17 protein-coding genes are annotated in these 14887 nt (G+C 56.1%); 5 read left to right on the forward strand and 12 right to left on the reverse strand.

Going from position 1 to position 14887, the window contains the following annotated elements:
• Window positions 1-6 precede the first annotated feature (6 nt).
• The gene (gene hisI, locus RUM8411_RS18055; RefSeq protein ID WP_085824117.1) at window positions 7-378 is read left to right on the forward strand and encodes a phosphoribosyl-AMP cyclohydrolase; all 372 of its coding nucleotides are present in this window, start codon (window positions 7-9) and stop codon (window positions 376-378) included.
• 5 nt (window positions 379-383) lie between these two features.
• On the opposite strand, the gene gluQRS is transcribed toward hisI, so the two are convergent.
• The 4 genes from gluQRS to RUM8411_RS18075 form a co-directional block, all read right to left on the reverse strand.
• Complete coding sequence (gene gluQRS / locus RUM8411_RS18060; RefSeq protein WP_085824118.1) at window positions 384-1280, reverse strand: tRNA glutamyl-Q(34) synthetase GluQRS; 897 nt, start codon at window positions 1278-1280, stop codon at window positions 384-386.
• Window positions 1277-1891, reverse strand: coding sequence for a class I SAM-dependent DNA methyltransferase (locus tag RUM8411_RS18065; RefSeq protein WP_085824119.1), 615 nt, complete (start codon window positions 1889-1891; stop codon window positions 1277-1279). Before RUM8411_RS18065 ends, gluQRS begins: the two co-directional genes overlap by 4 nt.
• 37 nt (window positions 1892-1928) lie before the next feature.
• Window positions 1929-3269 carry a methylenetetrahydrofolate--tRNA-(uracil(54)-C(5))-methyltransferase (FADH(2)-oxidizing) TrmFO gene (gene trmFO, locus RUM8411_RS18070; protein ID WP_085824194.1) on the reverse strand — a complete coding sequence of 447 codons (1341 nt, stop codon included), beginning with the start codon at window positions 3267-3269 and terminating at the stop codon, window positions 1929-1931.
• A 264-nt stretch (window positions 3270-3533) separates the two neighbouring features.
• Window positions 3534-4319 (reverse strand): enoyl-CoA hydratase, encoded by a 786-nt coding sequence (locus RUM8411_RS18075; protein WP_085824120.1) that lies wholly within the window; start codon window positions 4317-4319, stop codon window positions 3534-3536.
• 58 nt (window positions 4320-4377) lie between these two features.
• Between RUM8411_RS18075 and RUM8411_RS18080 the strand changes: the two genes are divergently transcribed.
• Window positions 4378-4821 carry a PaaI family thioesterase gene (locus RUM8411_RS18080; RefSeq protein ID WP_085824121.1) on the forward strand — a complete coding sequence of 148 codons (444 nt, stop codon included), beginning with the start codon at window positions 4378-4380 and terminating at the stop codon, window positions 4819-4821.
• A gap of 60 nt (window positions 4822-4881) precedes the next feature.
• Here RUM8411_RS18080 and RUM8411_RS18085 read toward each other — a convergent pair whose 3' ends face one another.
• Window positions 4882-5109, reverse strand: coding sequence for a DUF1127 domain-containing protein (locus RUM8411_RS18085; RefSeq protein ID WP_085824122.1), 228 nt, complete (start codon window positions 5107-5109; stop codon window positions 4882-4884).
• Window positions 5110-5208: 99 nt separating this feature from the next.
• Here RUM8411_RS18085 and RUM8411_RS18090 point away from each other — a divergent pair, with 99 nt between their 5' ends.
• Entirely contained in the window at window positions 5209-6612 is a 1404-nt protein-coding gene (locus tag RUM8411_RS18090; RefSeq protein ID WP_085824123.1) for an aminotransferase-like domain-containing protein, read from the forward strand.
• On the opposite strand, the gene RUM8411_RS18095 is transcribed toward RUM8411_RS18090, so the two are convergent.
• A complete protein-coding gene (locus RUM8411_RS18095) occupies window positions 6609-6974 on the reverse strand; it encodes a nuclear transport factor 2 family protein (RefSeq protein ID WP_085824124.1) in 366 nt (121 codons plus the stop codon). The two genes, RUM8411_RS18090 and RUM8411_RS18095, sit on opposite strands and share 4 nt — an antisense overlap.
• A gap of 229 nt (window positions 6975-7203) precedes the next feature.
• Between RUM8411_RS18095 and rplM the strand changes: the two genes are divergently transcribed.
• Window positions 7204-7662, forward strand: a complete 459-nt coding sequence (gene rplM / locus RUM8411_RS18100; protein ID WP_085824125.1) for a 50S ribosomal protein L13 — start codon at window positions 7204-7206, stop codon at window positions 7660-7662.
• Between the two features lie 5 nt (window positions 7663-7667).
• The gene (gene rpsI, locus RUM8411_RS18105) at window positions 7668-8153 is read left to right on the forward strand and encodes a 30S ribosomal protein S9 (protein WP_085824195.1); all 486 of its coding nucleotides are present in this window, start codon (window positions 7668-7670) and stop codon (window positions 8151-8153) included.
• A gap of 68 nt (window positions 8154-8221) precedes the next feature.
• Here rpsI and RUM8411_RS18110 read toward each other — a convergent pair whose 3' ends face one another.
• Genes RUM8411_RS18110 through RUM8411_RS18135 form a run of 6 tightly spaced genes read right to left on the reverse strand, consistent with a single transcriptional unit; the run spans window position 8222 to window position 14813 of the window.
• Window positions 8222-9382, reverse strand: coding sequence for an ABC transporter substrate-binding protein (locus RUM8411_RS18110; RefSeq protein ID WP_085824126.1), 1161 nt, complete (start codon window positions 9380-9382; stop codon window positions 8222-8224).
• 31 nt (window positions 9383-9413) lie between these two features.
• The gene (locus RUM8411_RS18115; protein WP_085824127.1) at window positions 9414-11300 is read right to left on the reverse strand and encodes an AMP-dependent synthetase/ligase; all 1887 of its coding nucleotides are present in this window, start codon (window positions 11298-11300) and stop codon (window positions 9414-9416) included.
• Between the two features lie 4 nt (window positions 11301-11304).
• Window positions 11305-12078 (reverse strand): ABC transporter ATP-binding protein, encoded by a 774-nt coding sequence (locus RUM8411_RS18120; protein ID WP_085824128.1) that lies wholly within the window; start codon window positions 12076-12078, stop codon window positions 11305-11307.
• Window positions 12075-12839, reverse strand: a complete 765-nt coding sequence (locus RUM8411_RS18125; RefSeq protein WP_085824129.1) for an ABC transporter ATP-binding protein — start codon at window positions 12837-12839, stop codon at window positions 12075-12077. Before RUM8411_RS18125 ends, RUM8411_RS18120 begins: the two co-directional genes overlap by 4 nt.
• On the reverse strand, window positions 12836-13933 hold the full coding sequence (locus tag RUM8411_RS18130) for a branched-chain amino acid ABC transporter permease (protein ID WP_085824130.1): 1098 nt from the start codon (window positions 13931-13933) through the stop codon (window positions 12836-12838). Before RUM8411_RS18130 ends, RUM8411_RS18125 begins: the two co-directional genes overlap by 4 nt.
• 4 nt (window positions 13934-13937) lie before the next feature.
• Complete coding sequence (locus RUM8411_RS18135; protein WP_085824131.1) at window positions 13938-14813, reverse strand: branched-chain amino acid ABC transporter permease; 876 nt, start codon at window positions 14811-14813, stop codon at window positions 13938-13940.
• Between the last annotated feature and the right edge of the window lie 74 nt (window positions 14814-14887).

Consider the following 14887-nt stretch of genomic DNA (forward strand, 5'->3'; position numbering starts at 1 on the left):
TTTCTCATGTCTGCTACTGTCACGTTTGACCCATCAACTCTAAAGCTGAACGAGGCGGGCCTGATCCCGGCGATTGCACAGGATGCAAGCTCGGGCGAGGTTCTTATGATGGCCTGGATGAACGTTGAAGCCATTGAAAAAACACTGGAAACCGGGCGCGTCACTTATTGGTCTCGGTCCCGCCAGTCATTCTGGATCAAAGGCGAAAGCTCGGGCCATGTGCAGGAACTGGTGGATTTCCGCGTCGATTGTGATCGGGATTGTCTTTTGGTCGTCGTGCGCCAAACAGGACCAGCCTGCCACACCAACCGACGCAGTTGTTTCTACACGGCCGTCCGCGATGGCGATGAGGTTGAACTCATGTCACCAATGGAGTGACCGAATTACAAGCCGACCTTCGCCCGGATATCTGCCGGGCTGCAGCCTTCTATGCGATATTTTGAGATCGCTCGAGCATCGTCCCGTTTTGCGAGGCGCTTGCCTGCATCGTCACGGATCAACCGATGGTGATGGTACTGAGGCGTTGGCAGGTCCAGCAACTTTTGCAGCAGGACATGAATTCGGGTGGCCTCGAACAGATCCTGCCCACGCACCACGTGGGTGATGCCCTGTGCGGCATCGTCCAAAACCACCGACAGGTGATAAGACGTGCCCATGTCGCGTCGGGACAGAACAACATCACCGATCGTGTCCGTCAGTTCGGTCAGGTTAAAGTTTACCTCACCAGATTCACCACTCGGACCTGCGCCCGTTTCGACAAAAGATCCAACCTTTGCATTGCCTTGCCTGGCATCACTAATCTGCGCCGCGGCGAAGGTAATGTCCAAACGCAACGGGACATCAGTAGGTCGTTTTCCGATGCCTCGGTTAGTGTCCTGCCATTTTTTCCGGCAAGTACCCGGGTAAATGATTCCATCCGGGCCAAGCAATGGCGCACCTTCTTGCGGCGCACTGGCAGCAGCGGCGATATCCCGACGATTACAAGTGCATGGATATAGCAGTCCGCGCGACCAAAGCGTGTCGAGCGCGCTGGTATAACTGGGCAGACGGTCCGACTGCCGAAATACCGGTTCATGCCAATTCAGACCCAGCCACCCAAGATCATCGTAGATCTGTGCTTCCCATTGCGAACGCGACCGCGCCCGGTCGATATCTTCGATCCGCAGCAAGAACGCGCCGCCCGCAGACTTCGCCAGATCGTTGGCCAATAACGCCGAATACGCATGCCCAAGATGCAGCGGACCAGTGGGGGTTGGCGCAAAACGAGTTCTAAATGTCACGCTTTTTCAACAATATACACGTCTGACTTAAGGTCCATTCCCGGCAGATGAGGGCCATATTCACGGAACAAAAGCCGAGCAGCCCCCATATCCAGCCAATCCGTCAAACGTGTGGTGTAGGACGGGTCCTCAAGGGTATGATCATTAAAGGAAAATGCCAGCAACCCATTCTTAGGCAGAGCGTGCATCAACAGATCGAAGACCTCGGGCGGCGCCGCGCCGGCTCCAATGACACCGATGGCGGTGATTGCCCTATAGGCATCCTGCTCCAAGGGGCTCGGGTCGGTGATCTCAAAGGTGGACAGCGTGCGATAGACCCCTTTGGCCGCAGCGCCTTTCAGCATCTTTGGAGTAGGATCGATCCCGTCGATCACCTGAAACCCCGCAGCGTGCAAAGCCTCGCCCGACAGTCCAGTACCGCAGCCATAATCCAGAATGGGGGTTTGGGGCTCTGGCAGTTTTGACCAGAGCGCTTCAGCCACGCGCCCCGGCGTTGCGTACCCATGCGCGCCAACTTCTGCGTCATAAGAGGAGGCCCATTTCTGGTAATGCGCGCGGGTGGCTTGCGGTGTGTCCAGATTGTAGGTGTCTTTGAGGTACTTATCACTCATCCCACGATGTTACGCCGCGCGGGGCACAGGCGTCCAGTCAGCAATGCGTTAACCAGCTGTTCCATTCTTCCTTGGCCCGGTCTGTATAGGCCTTGTAGCGATCCTTGCGGCCACGTCGTCCACCTTTCAGGCCATCAACCGGACGGAACAGGCCGAAATTGACGTTCATGGGCTGAAAGGTCTTGGCCTCAGCCCCGCCGGTGATGTGATGGATCAGGGCCCCCATGGCGCTGTCCTGTGGTACTTCGGGCAGGACCTGCCCCAGAATTTCAGCAGCAGCCAGACGGCCAGCCAGCAGCCCCATGGCCGCGCTTTCGACATAACCTTCGACCCCGGTGATCTGACCGGCAAAACGGATGTTCGGTCTGGATTTCAGGCGCATCTGAGAATCCAGCAAGGTAGGAGAGTTAATGAACGTGTTACGGTGGATACCGCCCAGACGTGCAAAGCTGGCGTTTTCCAGGCCGGGGATCATGCGGAACACATCGGTCTGAGCACCGTATTTCATCTTGGTTTGAAACCCAACGATGTTGAACAGCGTTCCCAGGGCATTGTCACGGCGCAATTGAACCACCGCATGGGGCTTGACGTCCGGCTGATGCGGGTTGGTCAGGCCAACGGGCTTCATAGGACCATGACGCAGGGTTTCACGCCCACGCTCTGACATCACCTCAATCGGCAGGCAGCCATCGAAATAGCCCGCGGTTTCGCCCTCGTGGAACTCGGTCTTGTCGGCGGCCAGCAGGGCGTCGATAAAGGCTTCGTACTGATCGCGGTCCATCGGGCAGTTCAGATAGGCAGTGCGTTCCTCTTCGGTTTCGCCCTTGTCATAGCGCGACTGCATCCACGCTTTGCTCATGTCGATGCTTTCAGCGTAGACAATCGGTGCAATGGCATCGAAAAACGCCAGCGACTCGGCGCCGGTCTCAGACCGGATGGCCGCTCCTAAATCGGCAGAGGTCAGCGGGCCGGTGGCAAAGATCCAATGTCCATCGTCGGGCAGGGTGGTCACCTCCTCTGAAGTAACTTCAACCCGTGGATGGACCTGCAACTTGGCAGTGACAGCTTCGGCAAATAGATCGCGGTCAACAGCCAACGCACCGCCCGCAGGCAGCTTGTATTCGTCAGCAGTTGTCATAATCAACCCGTCAGCGGCGCGCATTTCCCAATGCAGCAATCCCACGGCGTTTTGTTCATCATCGTCCGAGCGGAAGGAGTTTGAACAGACCATCTCGGCCAGGTTGCTGGTTTGATGCGCAAAGGTGCCCACATTGGGGCGCATTTCGTGGATCACCACGTCCACGCCCATTTCCGCCGCCTGCCACGCAGCCTCGGACCCGGCCATGCCGCCGCCCACGATATGCAATTTCTGTGTCATGCGCTGCCACATATGGCAGGTCACCACACAACGCAACACGAGCCATCATCGACTGTTCGAATTAACAATGCAAAGAGAGGTCTTGGGGTCGCCGTTGCGGGAATGTCTACGCCGGTGAGAGAAACCAGCTCGGAGGGACCTTCCGCCCACAGCGACCCAAAAGTGTATCCAGAGCCTTAGCCCTGACCCAGCTTTGACACAGTGTTGCCCTTTTGAAAAGTGCTAAAATGAGAACAGTAGTGAAAAATGTTGATTACAATCGCCTTATTGACGCCAATTTGGGGGTCTTTTCTCAATAAATGCCGAGATTCCTTCTTCGGTATCCCGATACAACATATTCTGTGCCATTACCTCGCCAGCATAGGCATAGGCCTGTTCAACGGGCAATTCCAACTGCTTGTAGAACGCCTGCTTGCCGATTTTCACCGCAGATCCCAGCTTGGACGCCAATTGATTGGCGAAGGCGGTTGTTTCATGTTCCAACAGCATTTCCGGCACAACACGGTTGATCAGACCCAATTCTGCCGCTTTTTCGGCAGAAATGAAATCGCCAGTGGTCAGCATCTCGAACGCGCGCTTGCGTGGGATGTTGCGACTGAGCGCAACCATCGGCGTTGAACAGAACAGTCCGATATTCACACCGTTGACGCCAAACCGCGTCCCCTCGGCTGCGACAGCCAAATCACAAGTCGCCACCAGCTGACATCCCGCGGCGGTGGCGATTCCGTGAACCTGCGCGATGACGGGTTGGGGCAGAGACTGGATCGACAACATCATCTGGGTGCACCTGCCGAACAGGTCTTCGAAATAGGCCTTTCCGCCGTCTTCTGCCTGACGCCCAGCGGTCATCTGTTTCAGGTCATGCCCGGCGCAGAACGCCTTACCCTCACCGGACAGTACAACAGCGCGAACCGATCTATCCTCGCGCAAAGCGTCGAACTCGGCCTGAAGGGCGGCCAGCATCTCATCGCTCAGGGCGTTCAGGCGCTCTGGCGTGTTCATTTTCAATTTGGCGACCGCGCCGTTGTCGCTACGTTCCAGAATTGCCATCTTGCCCTCCGATGTGATGTCGGGCCAACTCTAGGCGGGCAAATCGAGGAGGGGAAGTATGTCATTGGTCATGAACCAGGAACAGCTTGCGGACTATATGGAGAATATCTTTCCGCAAGTGCATAAGGATTTTGTAGTCGAGGAACTGAACGAGACCTCAATCGTCATGCGCCTGCTGGTCAGGGATGCCCATCTACGTCCAGGCGGAACCGTATCAGGGCCGTCCATGTTTGGGCTGGCCGACGTCTGCGTCTATGCTATCATACTGGCCCGTAAAGGCCGTCAAGCCCTTGCAGTGACAACGGGGTGCTCGATGGATTTCATGCGCAAACCGGACGGCGGCAACGATATGATAGCCCGTTGTACATTGCTGAAACTTGGGCGATCGCTCGCGGTTGGCGATGTTCTTTTGTACTCTGAAGGATCAGACAAACCAGTAGCGCGCGCAACATTGACGTATTCTCTGCCACCCGAAGGCTCGGCCGCTGCGGAATTTGGGTAAAAAAGGGCCGGGTGTAAAACCCGGCCAAGGAAGAGGTCCCGAAATGGGACTGGGGATTAACTAGCCTTGCCAGAACTGGCGGCTTACCTCCTGTGAGGCCTGATACCGGGTTAACCCGACATCCTTCAAAAGCCTGTCGTCCAGTTTTGACAAGTTAATACGGCTGCGGCGTTGACGTTCCCATCTTGTGACAGTCGCCGCAAACCGCACGGCCAGCGCAGCGATCAGCGGCAGCCGGGGACTGTCGTTCAGCAGCATGAGGGCGGGGGTGTGCATTGCGCGTGTCATCGTGGGTATCCTTTCAAATTGTATTGACACAAAGGTAATATGTTCGGTACATGTACTTGATACATTCAGGATTGTGTCAAAATCAAAGGAAGAATTGTAATGGATACAATTTGGCCAGAGGCGCTGCCGAAATCCAAGGGCCCAAAGTACGCCGTAGTCGCTGATACAATCCGAAAAGCGATTGATAACAAGATACTGGAGGTCGGAACAAAGCTGCCTCCGGTGCGGGAACTTGCCTACCGGTTACAAATCACGCCAGGCACGGTCGCGCGGGCCTATACGATTCTGACAGATGAAGGATTGTTACTGGCCGAGGTTGGGCGTGGTACATTTGTAGCCCCCCCAAAGGCCCCGATTTTGGATGACGTCTGGGCCCGGCAACTGCATCTGAAGGACGAAAAGTATGACGCAAATGTCAGCTTGTTCAGCCCGCGATTGGCAGATGTGGGGCAGGTGGCCCTGATCCGGGAGTGCCTTGAGAAAGTCTCGCAGTCTGATCCGCGACTTTTCCTGAACTATCCGACACGCGATGCCTATAAGCCGATGCGGCAAGCGGTGGTGGACTGGTTGTCTGACCTTCCGCTGGGCCCTCTGTCCCATGACGACATTGTCCTGACCCATGGGGGACAAAACGGGCTGTGCCTTGTGTTTCAAACTATCCTGCGCGGGCCCAAACCGGTCGTATTGGTTGAAGACCTGTCTTACGCAGGTTTCCGCCGCGCCGGAGAACTGATGCGCGCCGAAGTGGTCGGCGTGAAGATGGACAAATGGGGGGTCGACCCGATGGCGATGGAACATGTGCTGCGCCAGACCCCGGCGCAGGCCATTTGCGTCTCACCCGAAGTACAAAATCCGACCGGCACCCATACCCCACTTGAACGCCGCAAGGAAATTGTCGACGTCGCGCGGCGGTTCGATGTTCAGATCATCGAGGATGATTGTTATCGCATGGGTGACGCTCGCGAACCCAGCTATCGCGCTTTGGCCCCGGAAAGGGGGTGGCACGTGTCGTCAATCTCAAAAATTCTGACGCCTGCGTTGCGCGTCGGTTTTGCCATTGCACCAAGAGAGCGTAGCGTCGACCTGCGGCGATCTGCTGAATATGGGTATTTTGGGTTGGCGCAACCGCTGGCCGAACTGACCCGCCTGCTTCTGTCCGACCCTCGAACGCGCCAAATCGCTAAAAACGTTCGGGTGCGCATGGGGGACTATGTGCGGGTTGCGGTTAACGCACTGGGCGGGTTCGATCTGAACTGGGCACCCGACGTACCCTTTGTCTGGCTCAGCCTGCCGTCGGGCTGGCGCGCAGCCGCGTTCAGCCGCGCGGCCGAGCGGGAAGGGATTCAATTGCGGTCAGCTGATGAGTTTGCCCTGCGCGACGGACGCGCGCCCAACGCTGTGCGCATTGCCATGAACGGGCATGTGTCACTGGATCGGTTCGAAGACGCGATGCACCGGTTGCGGGCGCTGCTGGACAACCCGCCCGAGCAGATCAGCGTCTAGCCTATGGGGTCAGGGTCCCCAAAAAATCCGGCCAGGAAAGCAATCTTTCCGGCCTCATTCAATCGAACGAAATCGTGGCCAGAGACATACTCACGACCGTCGGGCCCAATCATATGCCATGTAAAGTGGACAACATCGTGATGGTTGGTCGGTTTGCTTGTCAGCTCAACTCGGCCGTCAGAACTCTGCAGAACATCTCCGATATGATCACACAAACCTGTCCGACCTCGTACCTCTGCTGTTGGGTCGACATAACGGCCATCTTCGGCAAAACACGCCTTTAAAAGGTCCAGACGTTTGCCAGCATCCGCTTGTTGCCAGGCTGCTCCATACGTCGCGATAGCTTGCTGCCAGTCTGTCATTGCGTGCTCCTTTAGCGAATTGAGCCTGGGCGAGTGTACTTTGGTTTTGCAAGAAACCAGGAAAATTATGGGGTAATATAATACCTATTTTTTAACGTCTTGTTTTTACTTATTTAAATCAAGATTACTGTCCTTGACGCGCCGATCAGCTGCCTCTAGATACCCATCCATCGAATTCGGACCGCACCGCAAGGGGGCGGTCTTTCACATCAAACAGGACTATCCTGCCATGAAAACCTTTTCTGCAACACCTGCAGACATCGACAAGAAATGGATCCTGATCGACGCCGAAGGCGTTGTTCTGGGCCGTCTTGCCTCGATCGTCGCCATGCGTCTGCGTGGCAAGCACAAAGCGTCGTTCACCCCGAACATGGACATGGGCGACAATGTCATCGTGATCAACGCTGACAAAATCCAGATGACCGGCAAGAAGCGCGAAGAGAACTTCTACTGGCACACTGGCCACCCGGGCGGTATCAAATCGCGCACCAAGCAGCAGATCCTCGAGGGTGCACACCCCGAGCGCGTCGTGACCCAAGCCGTCAAGCGCATGCTGCCAGGCAACCGCCTGTCGCGTCAGGTTATGACCAACCTGCGTGTTTATGCTGGTGCCGAGCACCCGCATGAAGCCCAGTCGCCCGAAGTTCTGGATGTTGCATCCATGAACAAGAAAAACACCCGGAGCTAATGACCATGGCTGATCAGATCAATACTCTCGAAGAGCTGAGCGCCGTTGCAGGCGTTGAAGCCGTGGCCGAAGAAGTCATTGCACGTGAACCCGTGCGTGATGAACTTGGCCGCTCCTACGCAACCGGCAAGCGTAAAGACGCTGTTGCCCGCGTTTGGATCAAGCCGGGTTCCGGCAAGGTCACCGTGAACGGCAAGGACCAGGATGTATACTTTGCGCGTCCCGTTCTGCAGCTGATCCTGCGCCAGCCGTTCCAGGTTGCTGGTGTGGAAGGTGAGTTCGACGTTGTCGCAACCGTCAAAGGCGGTGGCCTGACCGGTCAGGCCGGTGCGGTCAAGCACGGCATCTCGAAAGCGCTGCAACTGTACGATCCGTCCCTGCGTGGCGCATTGAAAGCCGCGGGCTTCCTGACCCGCGACAGCCGCGTTGTCGAACGTAAGAAATACGGTAAGCGCAAAGCGCGTCGTTCGTTCCAGTTCTCCAAGCGCTAATTGCTGCGGGATACGAAAAAGAAAGGGCTCGCAATCGCGAGCCCTTTTTCATTGAGAAGGCGAGAGGGTTATTCCTCGTAGACCAGTGTCCAACTTCCGTTTTCAACGACGCTGACGTAAATGGAATCCGCGCCTTGATGATCATCTGGACCAAACGTCATATGATTGCCGATCAGCTCATCCTGATAGTCCAACGTCTCCATCGCGGCGATAAAGCCTTCTGAGGTCAAATCGGGACCAGCTGCCTCAAGCGCTTTGACCATCGTTTCGGCCGCCGAATATCCCAGCATCGAAAAACCTACCGGGTCTTCACCGGTGGCGGCCTTGTATTCTTCGATAAATGCCGCAGGGGCCGGTTGATCCGCGCGCGCCCATAGGTCCTGCCACGAAGCGGCAGCATAAAACCCATCCGTCACGCCTCCGGGAACCTGCGCCACAACGGTTAGGAAACTGGCCGAGGTTCCCAGAAATTTCATATCTGTCAGGCCCATCTTCTTAGCCGTGCCGACCACGGTGATTGCCTGACGCACGCCTAGGGCTATGGTGACGATGTCGCAGCCTTCTTCCTTCAACTTGCTCAGCGATCCCACAAATTCTGTTTCATCTGGTTTATGAGTAGTTTCTGCGACAAAGTTAATCCCAGCCGCTTCTGCACCAGCGATACTGCCTTCCAGGATTTCCTGCCCGAAATCCGTAGGCAGATACATCGAACATACTGATTGTGATTCAAATTGCTGGGCCAGGTATTTCACGCCTACACGGCTTTGATCAAAATACGTCGAAAAGGCTGTGAACTTGTTGTCCATCGGCTCTTGCAGCATCTGCCGAGCTGCAGACAGCGGAGCGACCGTGGGTATTCCTTTAGGGTCCAGCAGCTTGAATCCCGCCAGATTCATAGGCGTGCCTAGCGACAGCAACATGGCAAAAACCTTGTCGCGATTGAGCAGCTTGTTATAGCCCTGCATCGCGCGCGGCATCTGATAGCCATTGTCTTCGACAACAAATCGGATCGTACGCCCATGGATTCCACCGGCCGCGTTGACCCGGTCGAACACTACATTCGCACCCTTGGTGGCCGGAACGCCGACTGCCGCGAAAATGCCGCTTAGATCGTTGACCGATCCGATGACAATCTCATCATCTGTCACACCTTGCGTTTGCGCTCCTGCGAACGTTGCGGATGCCGTCAAAGCTGTCGCAGTTGCTAGCCGTTTGATCACGTTCCTCATGAGTTCTCCTCCCTTTGGGTAATTCCTTGGTTCAATTGTACATGTCTTCAATTAGATGTCCGTGTTTCTTCTCTACAAAACTCCGCTTTAGCTTCATCGTGGCCGTGAGTTCATCGTCGTCAGCTGTCAGCAGAACGTCGATCAGGCGAAAGTCCTTGATCTGTTCAACCCGCGCAAATTCCGCGTTGACAGCATCGACCTCGGCCTTGATCCGCTGCAAAACCTCAGGGGCAGCGCACAGGGACGCAAAATTCGAAAATGGAATTTTCTGGTCCTGCGCAAACTTCTCGACATTTTCCTGATCGATCATGATCAATGCCGTCAGGTATTTGCGTTTATCGCCAATAATGACCGCGTCCGAGATAAACTGGCTGAACTTCAACCGGCTTTCTATCTCGGCCGGGGTTATGTTTTTACCGCCAGCGGTGATTATGATGTCTTTCTTTCGCCCGGTGATTTTGACGTAGCCCTCATCATCAATCTCGCCCATGTCCCCGGTTTGCAGCCAGCCGTCAGCGGTAAATGTCTCGGCTGTTTTAGAGTTGTTGCGCCAATAGCCCTGAAAGACGTTAAGCCCTTTCAGCTGAATTTCACCTTCCGCCGAGATGCGGATGTCGTTACCTGGAACCGCCCGTCCGATGGTTCCGATCTTATTACCTTTGATCGTATTAAGCGTAGCCAGCCCCGAGGTTTCAGTCATGCCGAACCCTTCGATCAGAGACACACCAATGGCCCAATACCATTTCAACAACTCGGTTGAGATCGGCGCGGCCCCGGTTCCACCACGCCGCATTTTGTCCAGCCCCAACATCCGGCGAAGGTTACGCAGCACCAGCCGATCCCACAGCCAGAACTGCGCGGCGATGGCCGCGGGAACCGGTTTGCCCGCAAGAACATACTCGGCCCGGGCAAGGCCTACCTTTATCGCCATGCCATAGGCAGCGCGGCCTGCCGGGGTTGCGTCCTGTACCAGTATCTGGACCTGGGAAAAAATCTTCTCCCAGACTCGCGGAACGGCGATGAAAGTCGAAGGCGAAACTTCTTGCAGGTTGGCAAAAACAGTCTCGGGACTTTCTGCGAAATTCACCACGCATTTCCCTGCCAGAGGGAAATACACTGACACGTCACGTTCCAGGATATGGCAGAGCGGCAGGAAACACAGCTGCTCATCGCTGTCCAACGTGGGTAAGGCGTGGGCACCGCATTCGATGGCGGCCAGAATGTTCTCATGACTCAGCATCGCACCTTTGGGCATACCTGTGGTGCCCGACGTATAGACCAAAAGCGCCGTATCCTGAGGCGAGGCCAGTGCAATCTCAGCCTCAAAGCGCTCTGGCTCTTCCGCCTCGACCTGTTGCCCGAGTGCGTACAGATCCTGGATCATCATGCAGCGCGGATGGGTCAGGTCATGCAGGCCTTCGTCCTCCAGAATGATGACGTTCACAAGGCCAGACACATCGGCTTCGATCTCTAGATACTTGTCGAGGTGTTCTTCGTTTTCCACGATCAAAAAGCGGCTGTCGCTGTCATTGATCAGATATTTCAGCTGGTTCGCGGAATCCGTTGTGTAAACGCCCGAGGCTATGCCTCCGACGCCCTGAATGCCCATGTCGAACCACGCCCACTCCTTGCGATCTTCGGACAAGATCGAAACAACCTCGCCCCGTTGCAACCCCAGCTTGCGCAGGGCCAGCCCAATCCACTTTGCATGCTGCCAGTAGTCGGCCCAGGAATAGGGCTTCCAGATGCCAAAGTCTTTTTCCCGATGTGCAGTCCGGTCGCCGAGATTCGCGCAGCGCTTTTGGAAAAGTTCGCAAATGGTCTTGCATTCATCCACGACCAAGGGGCGCTGACCGGGGGTCGCGTTGAACCGGATGCCATTGATCGTGGTTTGCGGGGGCAGGGTACTGATGTTCACGCCGTCACCTCCACGTCTTTTTACGCTTCCAGCGGCGGTTTTCCCGCGCGCCCTCTTCTTGAACGCCCAGATAGAAGTTCTGGATGTCGTCGGACTGCATCAGAATATCGGCGGCACCATCCATGACGATGCGACCGACCTCCATCACATAACCGTGGCGGGCCAAATCCAACGCTGCATTGGCGTTCTGCTCGACCAGCATCATGGTCATGTTCTGTTCAGTGTTCAGCCGTTTCAGAATGCCAAAGATTTCCTGTACCAGCAATGGGGACAGGCCCAGGGACGGCTCGTCCAGCAGCATGATCTTAGGGCTGGCCATCAATCCCCGACCAATCGCCAACATCTGTTGCTGACCACCTGACAGGGTGCCCGCCTCTTGCATGCGGCGGTCCTTGAGGATGGGAAAGTAGGAAAACACCAGATCGCGGTCATGGTCTATCTGACCCTTGTTCGAGGATGTGTATGCCCCGAGGCTGAGGTTTTCATCCACCGTCATCAACGGAAAAACTTCGCGGCCTTCAGGAACATGCACAATGCCTTTTTGCACGACCTTATGCGGCTCCAAGCCTTGGATTTCCTGGTCGTCAAAGATGATTTTGCCTTTTTCGGGATCCATCACACCCGAGACAGTTTTCAGCAGCGTGGTCTTGCCCGCGCCGTTGGCTCCAAGGATTGAGACGATCTGACCGACATGGACGTCCAGAGACACACCCCGAATAGCCATGATCGGACCATAAAAGCTTTCGACATTGCGAATGGTGAGGATCGGCTCGGTCATGAGGCCTTCCCCAGATAGGCCTCAACCACGGCCGGATGCGACTGCACCTGCGCGGGTGTTCCCAGCGCCAGCTTGGCCCCGTCCGCCATCGCCAGAACCCGATCGGACACTCCCGACACCAGACCCATATCATGCTCGACCATCAGAACAGTAATGCCCATCTGACGCCGGATATCGTCGATCCACCAGCGCATATCGGTGGTCTCCTCAACCGACAGACCCGAGGCCGGTTCGTCCAGCAGCAACAGTTTGGGATCCGTGGCCAGTGCCCGCGCCACCTCGACAACTTTGCGCACGCCGTAAGGAAGACCCGAGATCATTTTGTCGCGAAAGGCCTGCAGGTCGAGGAAATCTATGATCTTTTCAACCTTTTCCCGGTTCGCAATCTCTTGTCGTCGCGCCGAAGGCAGGAACAAAATCTCGGACAGCACGTTGGTCTTGCGATGCCGATGCCGCCCGACCAGCAGGTTTTGCAAAACGGTAGCGTGTTCGAACAGTTCGATGTTCTGAAATGTTCGCGCCACGCCATAAGCTGCAACGCCTGACGGTTTGACCTTCAGCAGGTCATGCCCGTCAAACTGGATCGTTCCGGCATAGGGATCGTAGAACCGGGAAATCAGATTAAAGACCGTGGATTTGCCAGCGCCGTTGGGGCCAACGATGGCAAAAACCTCGCCTTCTTCAACAGCAAATGACAGGTCCTTTACCGCGGTCAGGCCACCGAATTTCAGGGTGACGTTTTCGAACTCAAGAAGGCTCATCTCAGACGCTCCGTCTTGAGATAGGATTTCTGACGCTTGAACATATCCTTGCGGTAAAAGGGAAACAGCTCGAACCAGGTGCGGATCTTCAGCCAACGGCCATACATGCCCATGGGTTCGAACAGAATGAAGGCGATCAGGATCATGCCGAAGACGCCGAATTCCAACCCCGGTATCGCGACTGTATTACCGCCAAGCAGTGCACCAAAGTATTCCTTCGAGATCGACAGGAATTGCGGCAGGAAGCCGATGATGACAGCCCCCAAAAACGCCCCATGGATTGAGCCCAGCCCTCCGATTACGATCATCATCAGCAACTGGATCGAGATCAAGACGTTGAAGGATTCATTGTTGAAGGCGCCTGCATACATTCCCATCAGCGCGCCGGCCCAGCCTGTAACGGCGCAGGACAGGGCGAAAGAAATCATCTTGGTCCGGGCGATATCCACGCCCATCGCCTGCGCCGAAACCTCGGAATCGCGCACGGCGATAAAACTGCGCCCCAAAGGCGCGCGCAGCAGGTTGATATAGCCAAGTGTGACCAGGACCACGACGCCAAGCACCAGCCAGAAAAACTGAACCGGGGTGGCCCAGCGATCGACAAGATGGCCAAGTATTTCTACGCCACCCAGGTACTTACCAGCCACACCACCGGTAAGAGGTTCGGCCAGAACAATAACGTCATCCATCAGGATCGACAGCGCCATGGTGAAGATCGCCAGATAGATGCCGTGCAGGCGTAGGGCAGGGATGGCAACGGTCACCCCGGCAATCCCGGTCAGGACACCGGCCAAGGGGAAGGCGATCAGAAACGGCACTCCTGCCTCGATCAGGATGACGTTAGCATAGCAGCCAAAGGCCAGAAATGCCGCGTGGCCCAGGCTGACCTGACCGGTGTGACCAGTCAGCACCATGAGACCAAGCCCGGCGACAGCCCAGATCAGGACATTTGTCAGTTCTCCGAGGTAGAAGTCATCCAGCCACCAAGGTGCCACGGCAACAACGACCAGCAAGATCAAATAGAGGCAGAGCTGGTAGCCATCTTTCCATGGTCGGATATCTTGCATGTAGTTGGTTTTGAAAACGATCCGCATGGGCTTAGACCTTTTTGATCCGAACCTGACTGAACAGCCCGTTGGGCCGGAAGATCAGAACCACCAGAAGCAATGCGTAGGGTGCGATCTGGCTGTAACCTGCGGCAATGTAACGGCTGGCAAAAGGTTCAATCACACCGACGATCAGCCCTCCGGCCAGCGCGCCGGGAAGGCTGCCGAACCCACCGATCACCGCTGCGGCAAAAGCCTTGATCCCCAACAGACCGGTTGTAGGGTCCACCGATCCCTTGGCCGCAAACAGGATACCCGCAATTCCGGCCACCACACCCGCCAGCGCCCAGATAAAGCCCTGAACACGTTTTACCGGAATTCCCATGTAATACGCCGCCAACTGGTTCTGCGACGCGCCCTGCATCGCAAGACCCAGCTTTGTGCGGCTGAAAAAGACGTATAGCCCCCAGGTCAACAGGATAGTGACGACGATAACGGCCACGTCCTCCATCCCCAGAACCAGCCCACCAAACCGGACCTCTTTCCCGGCCAGAGGGTTCTGCAGCGTCTGCGGCTCGTGCCCCCAAATCAACCCGGCCGCGAACCGGATGACAAAGCCCAGGGCGATCGTCAGGATCACAACAGCCGTCTGGCTTTCGCCAAATATGCGACGGATGATCAGGCGATCAAGCAGATAGCCCAAGGCCCCCATGATCCCCAGTGAGATCGGTAGAGCCAGCCAGAAGGGCAGGCCCATGTATTCGGTATTGGTAAGGCCGATGGTGACAAACGCCCCCAGCATCATGAAATCGCCCTGTGCGAAGTTCACCGCCTCTGTCGCTTTGTAGATCAAAACAAATCCAAGGGCGATTAGGCCGTAGACACAGCCATTCGCCAGCCCGCTAATCAGCAGCTGCGCGTTATCCAAAGTCACCTCCCAATGCCGGTTCGTCCGGCGTTATGGTGCCCCGGATATGCTCGGCCATCCGGGGCTTGGTTCTA

The organism is Ruegeria meonggei (genome assembly GCF_900172215.1).
Taxonomy (GTDB): Bacteria; Pseudomonadota; Alphaproteobacteria; order Rhodobacterales; family Rhodobacteraceae; genus Ruegeria; species Ruegeria meonggei.

Excerpts from the sequence above, each read along its gene's own strand:
- hisI (WP_085824117.1), top strand. The coding sequence starts at position 7 with ATGTCTGCTACTGTCACGTTTGACCCATCAACTCTAAAGCTGAACGAG.
- RUM8411_RS18065 (WP_085824119.1), bottom strand. The coding sequence starts at position 1,891 with ATGAGTGATAAGTACCTCAAAGACACCTACAATCTGGACACACCGCAA.
- trmFO (WP_085824194.1), bottom strand. The coding sequence starts at position 3,269 with ATGACACAGAAATTGCATATCGTGGGCGGCGGCATGGCCGGGTCCGAG.
- RUM8411_RS18075 (WP_085824120.1), bottom strand. The coding sequence starts at position 4,319 with ATGGCAATTCTGGAACGTAGCGACAACGGCGCGGTCGCCAAATTGAAA.
- RUM8411_RS18080 (WP_085824121.1), top strand. The coding sequence starts at position 4,378 with ATGTCATTGGTCATGAACCAGGAACAGCTTGCGGACTATATGGAGAAT.
- RUM8411_RS18085 (WP_085824122.1), bottom strand. The coding sequence starts at position 5,109 with ATGACACGCGCAATGCACACCCCCGCCCTCATGCTGCTGAACGACAGT.
- RUM8411_RS18090 (WP_085824123.1), top strand. The coding sequence starts at position 5,209 with ATGGATACAATTTGGCCAGAGGCGCTGCCGAAATCCAAGGGCCCAAAG.
- RUM8411_RS18095 (WP_085824124.1), bottom strand. The coding sequence starts at position 6,974 with ATGACAGACTGGCAGCAAGCTATCGCGACGTATGGAGCAGCCTGGCAA.
- rplM (WP_085824125.1), top strand. The coding sequence starts at position 7,204 with ATGAAAACCTTTTCTGCAACACCTGCAGACATCGACAAGAAATGGATC.
- rpsI (WP_085824195.1), top strand. The coding sequence starts at position 7,668 with ATGGCTGATCAGATCAATACTCTCGAAGAGCTGAGCGCCGTTGCAGGC.
- RUM8411_RS18110 (WP_085824126.1), bottom strand. The coding sequence starts at position 9,382 with ATGAGGAACGTGATCAAACGGCTAGCAACTGCGACAGCTTTGACGGCA.
- RUM8411_RS18120 (WP_085824128.1), bottom strand. The coding sequence starts at position 12,078 with ATGACCGAGCCGATCCTCACCATTCGCAATGTCGAAAGCTTTTATGGT.
- RUM8411_RS18125 (WP_085824129.1), bottom strand. The coding sequence starts at position 12,839 with ATGAGCCTTCTTGAGTTCGAAAACGTCACCCTGAAATTCGGTGGCCTG.
- RUM8411_RS18130 (WP_085824130.1), bottom strand. The coding sequence starts at position 13,933 with ATGCGGATCGTTTTCAAAACCAACTACATGCAAGATATCCGACCATGG.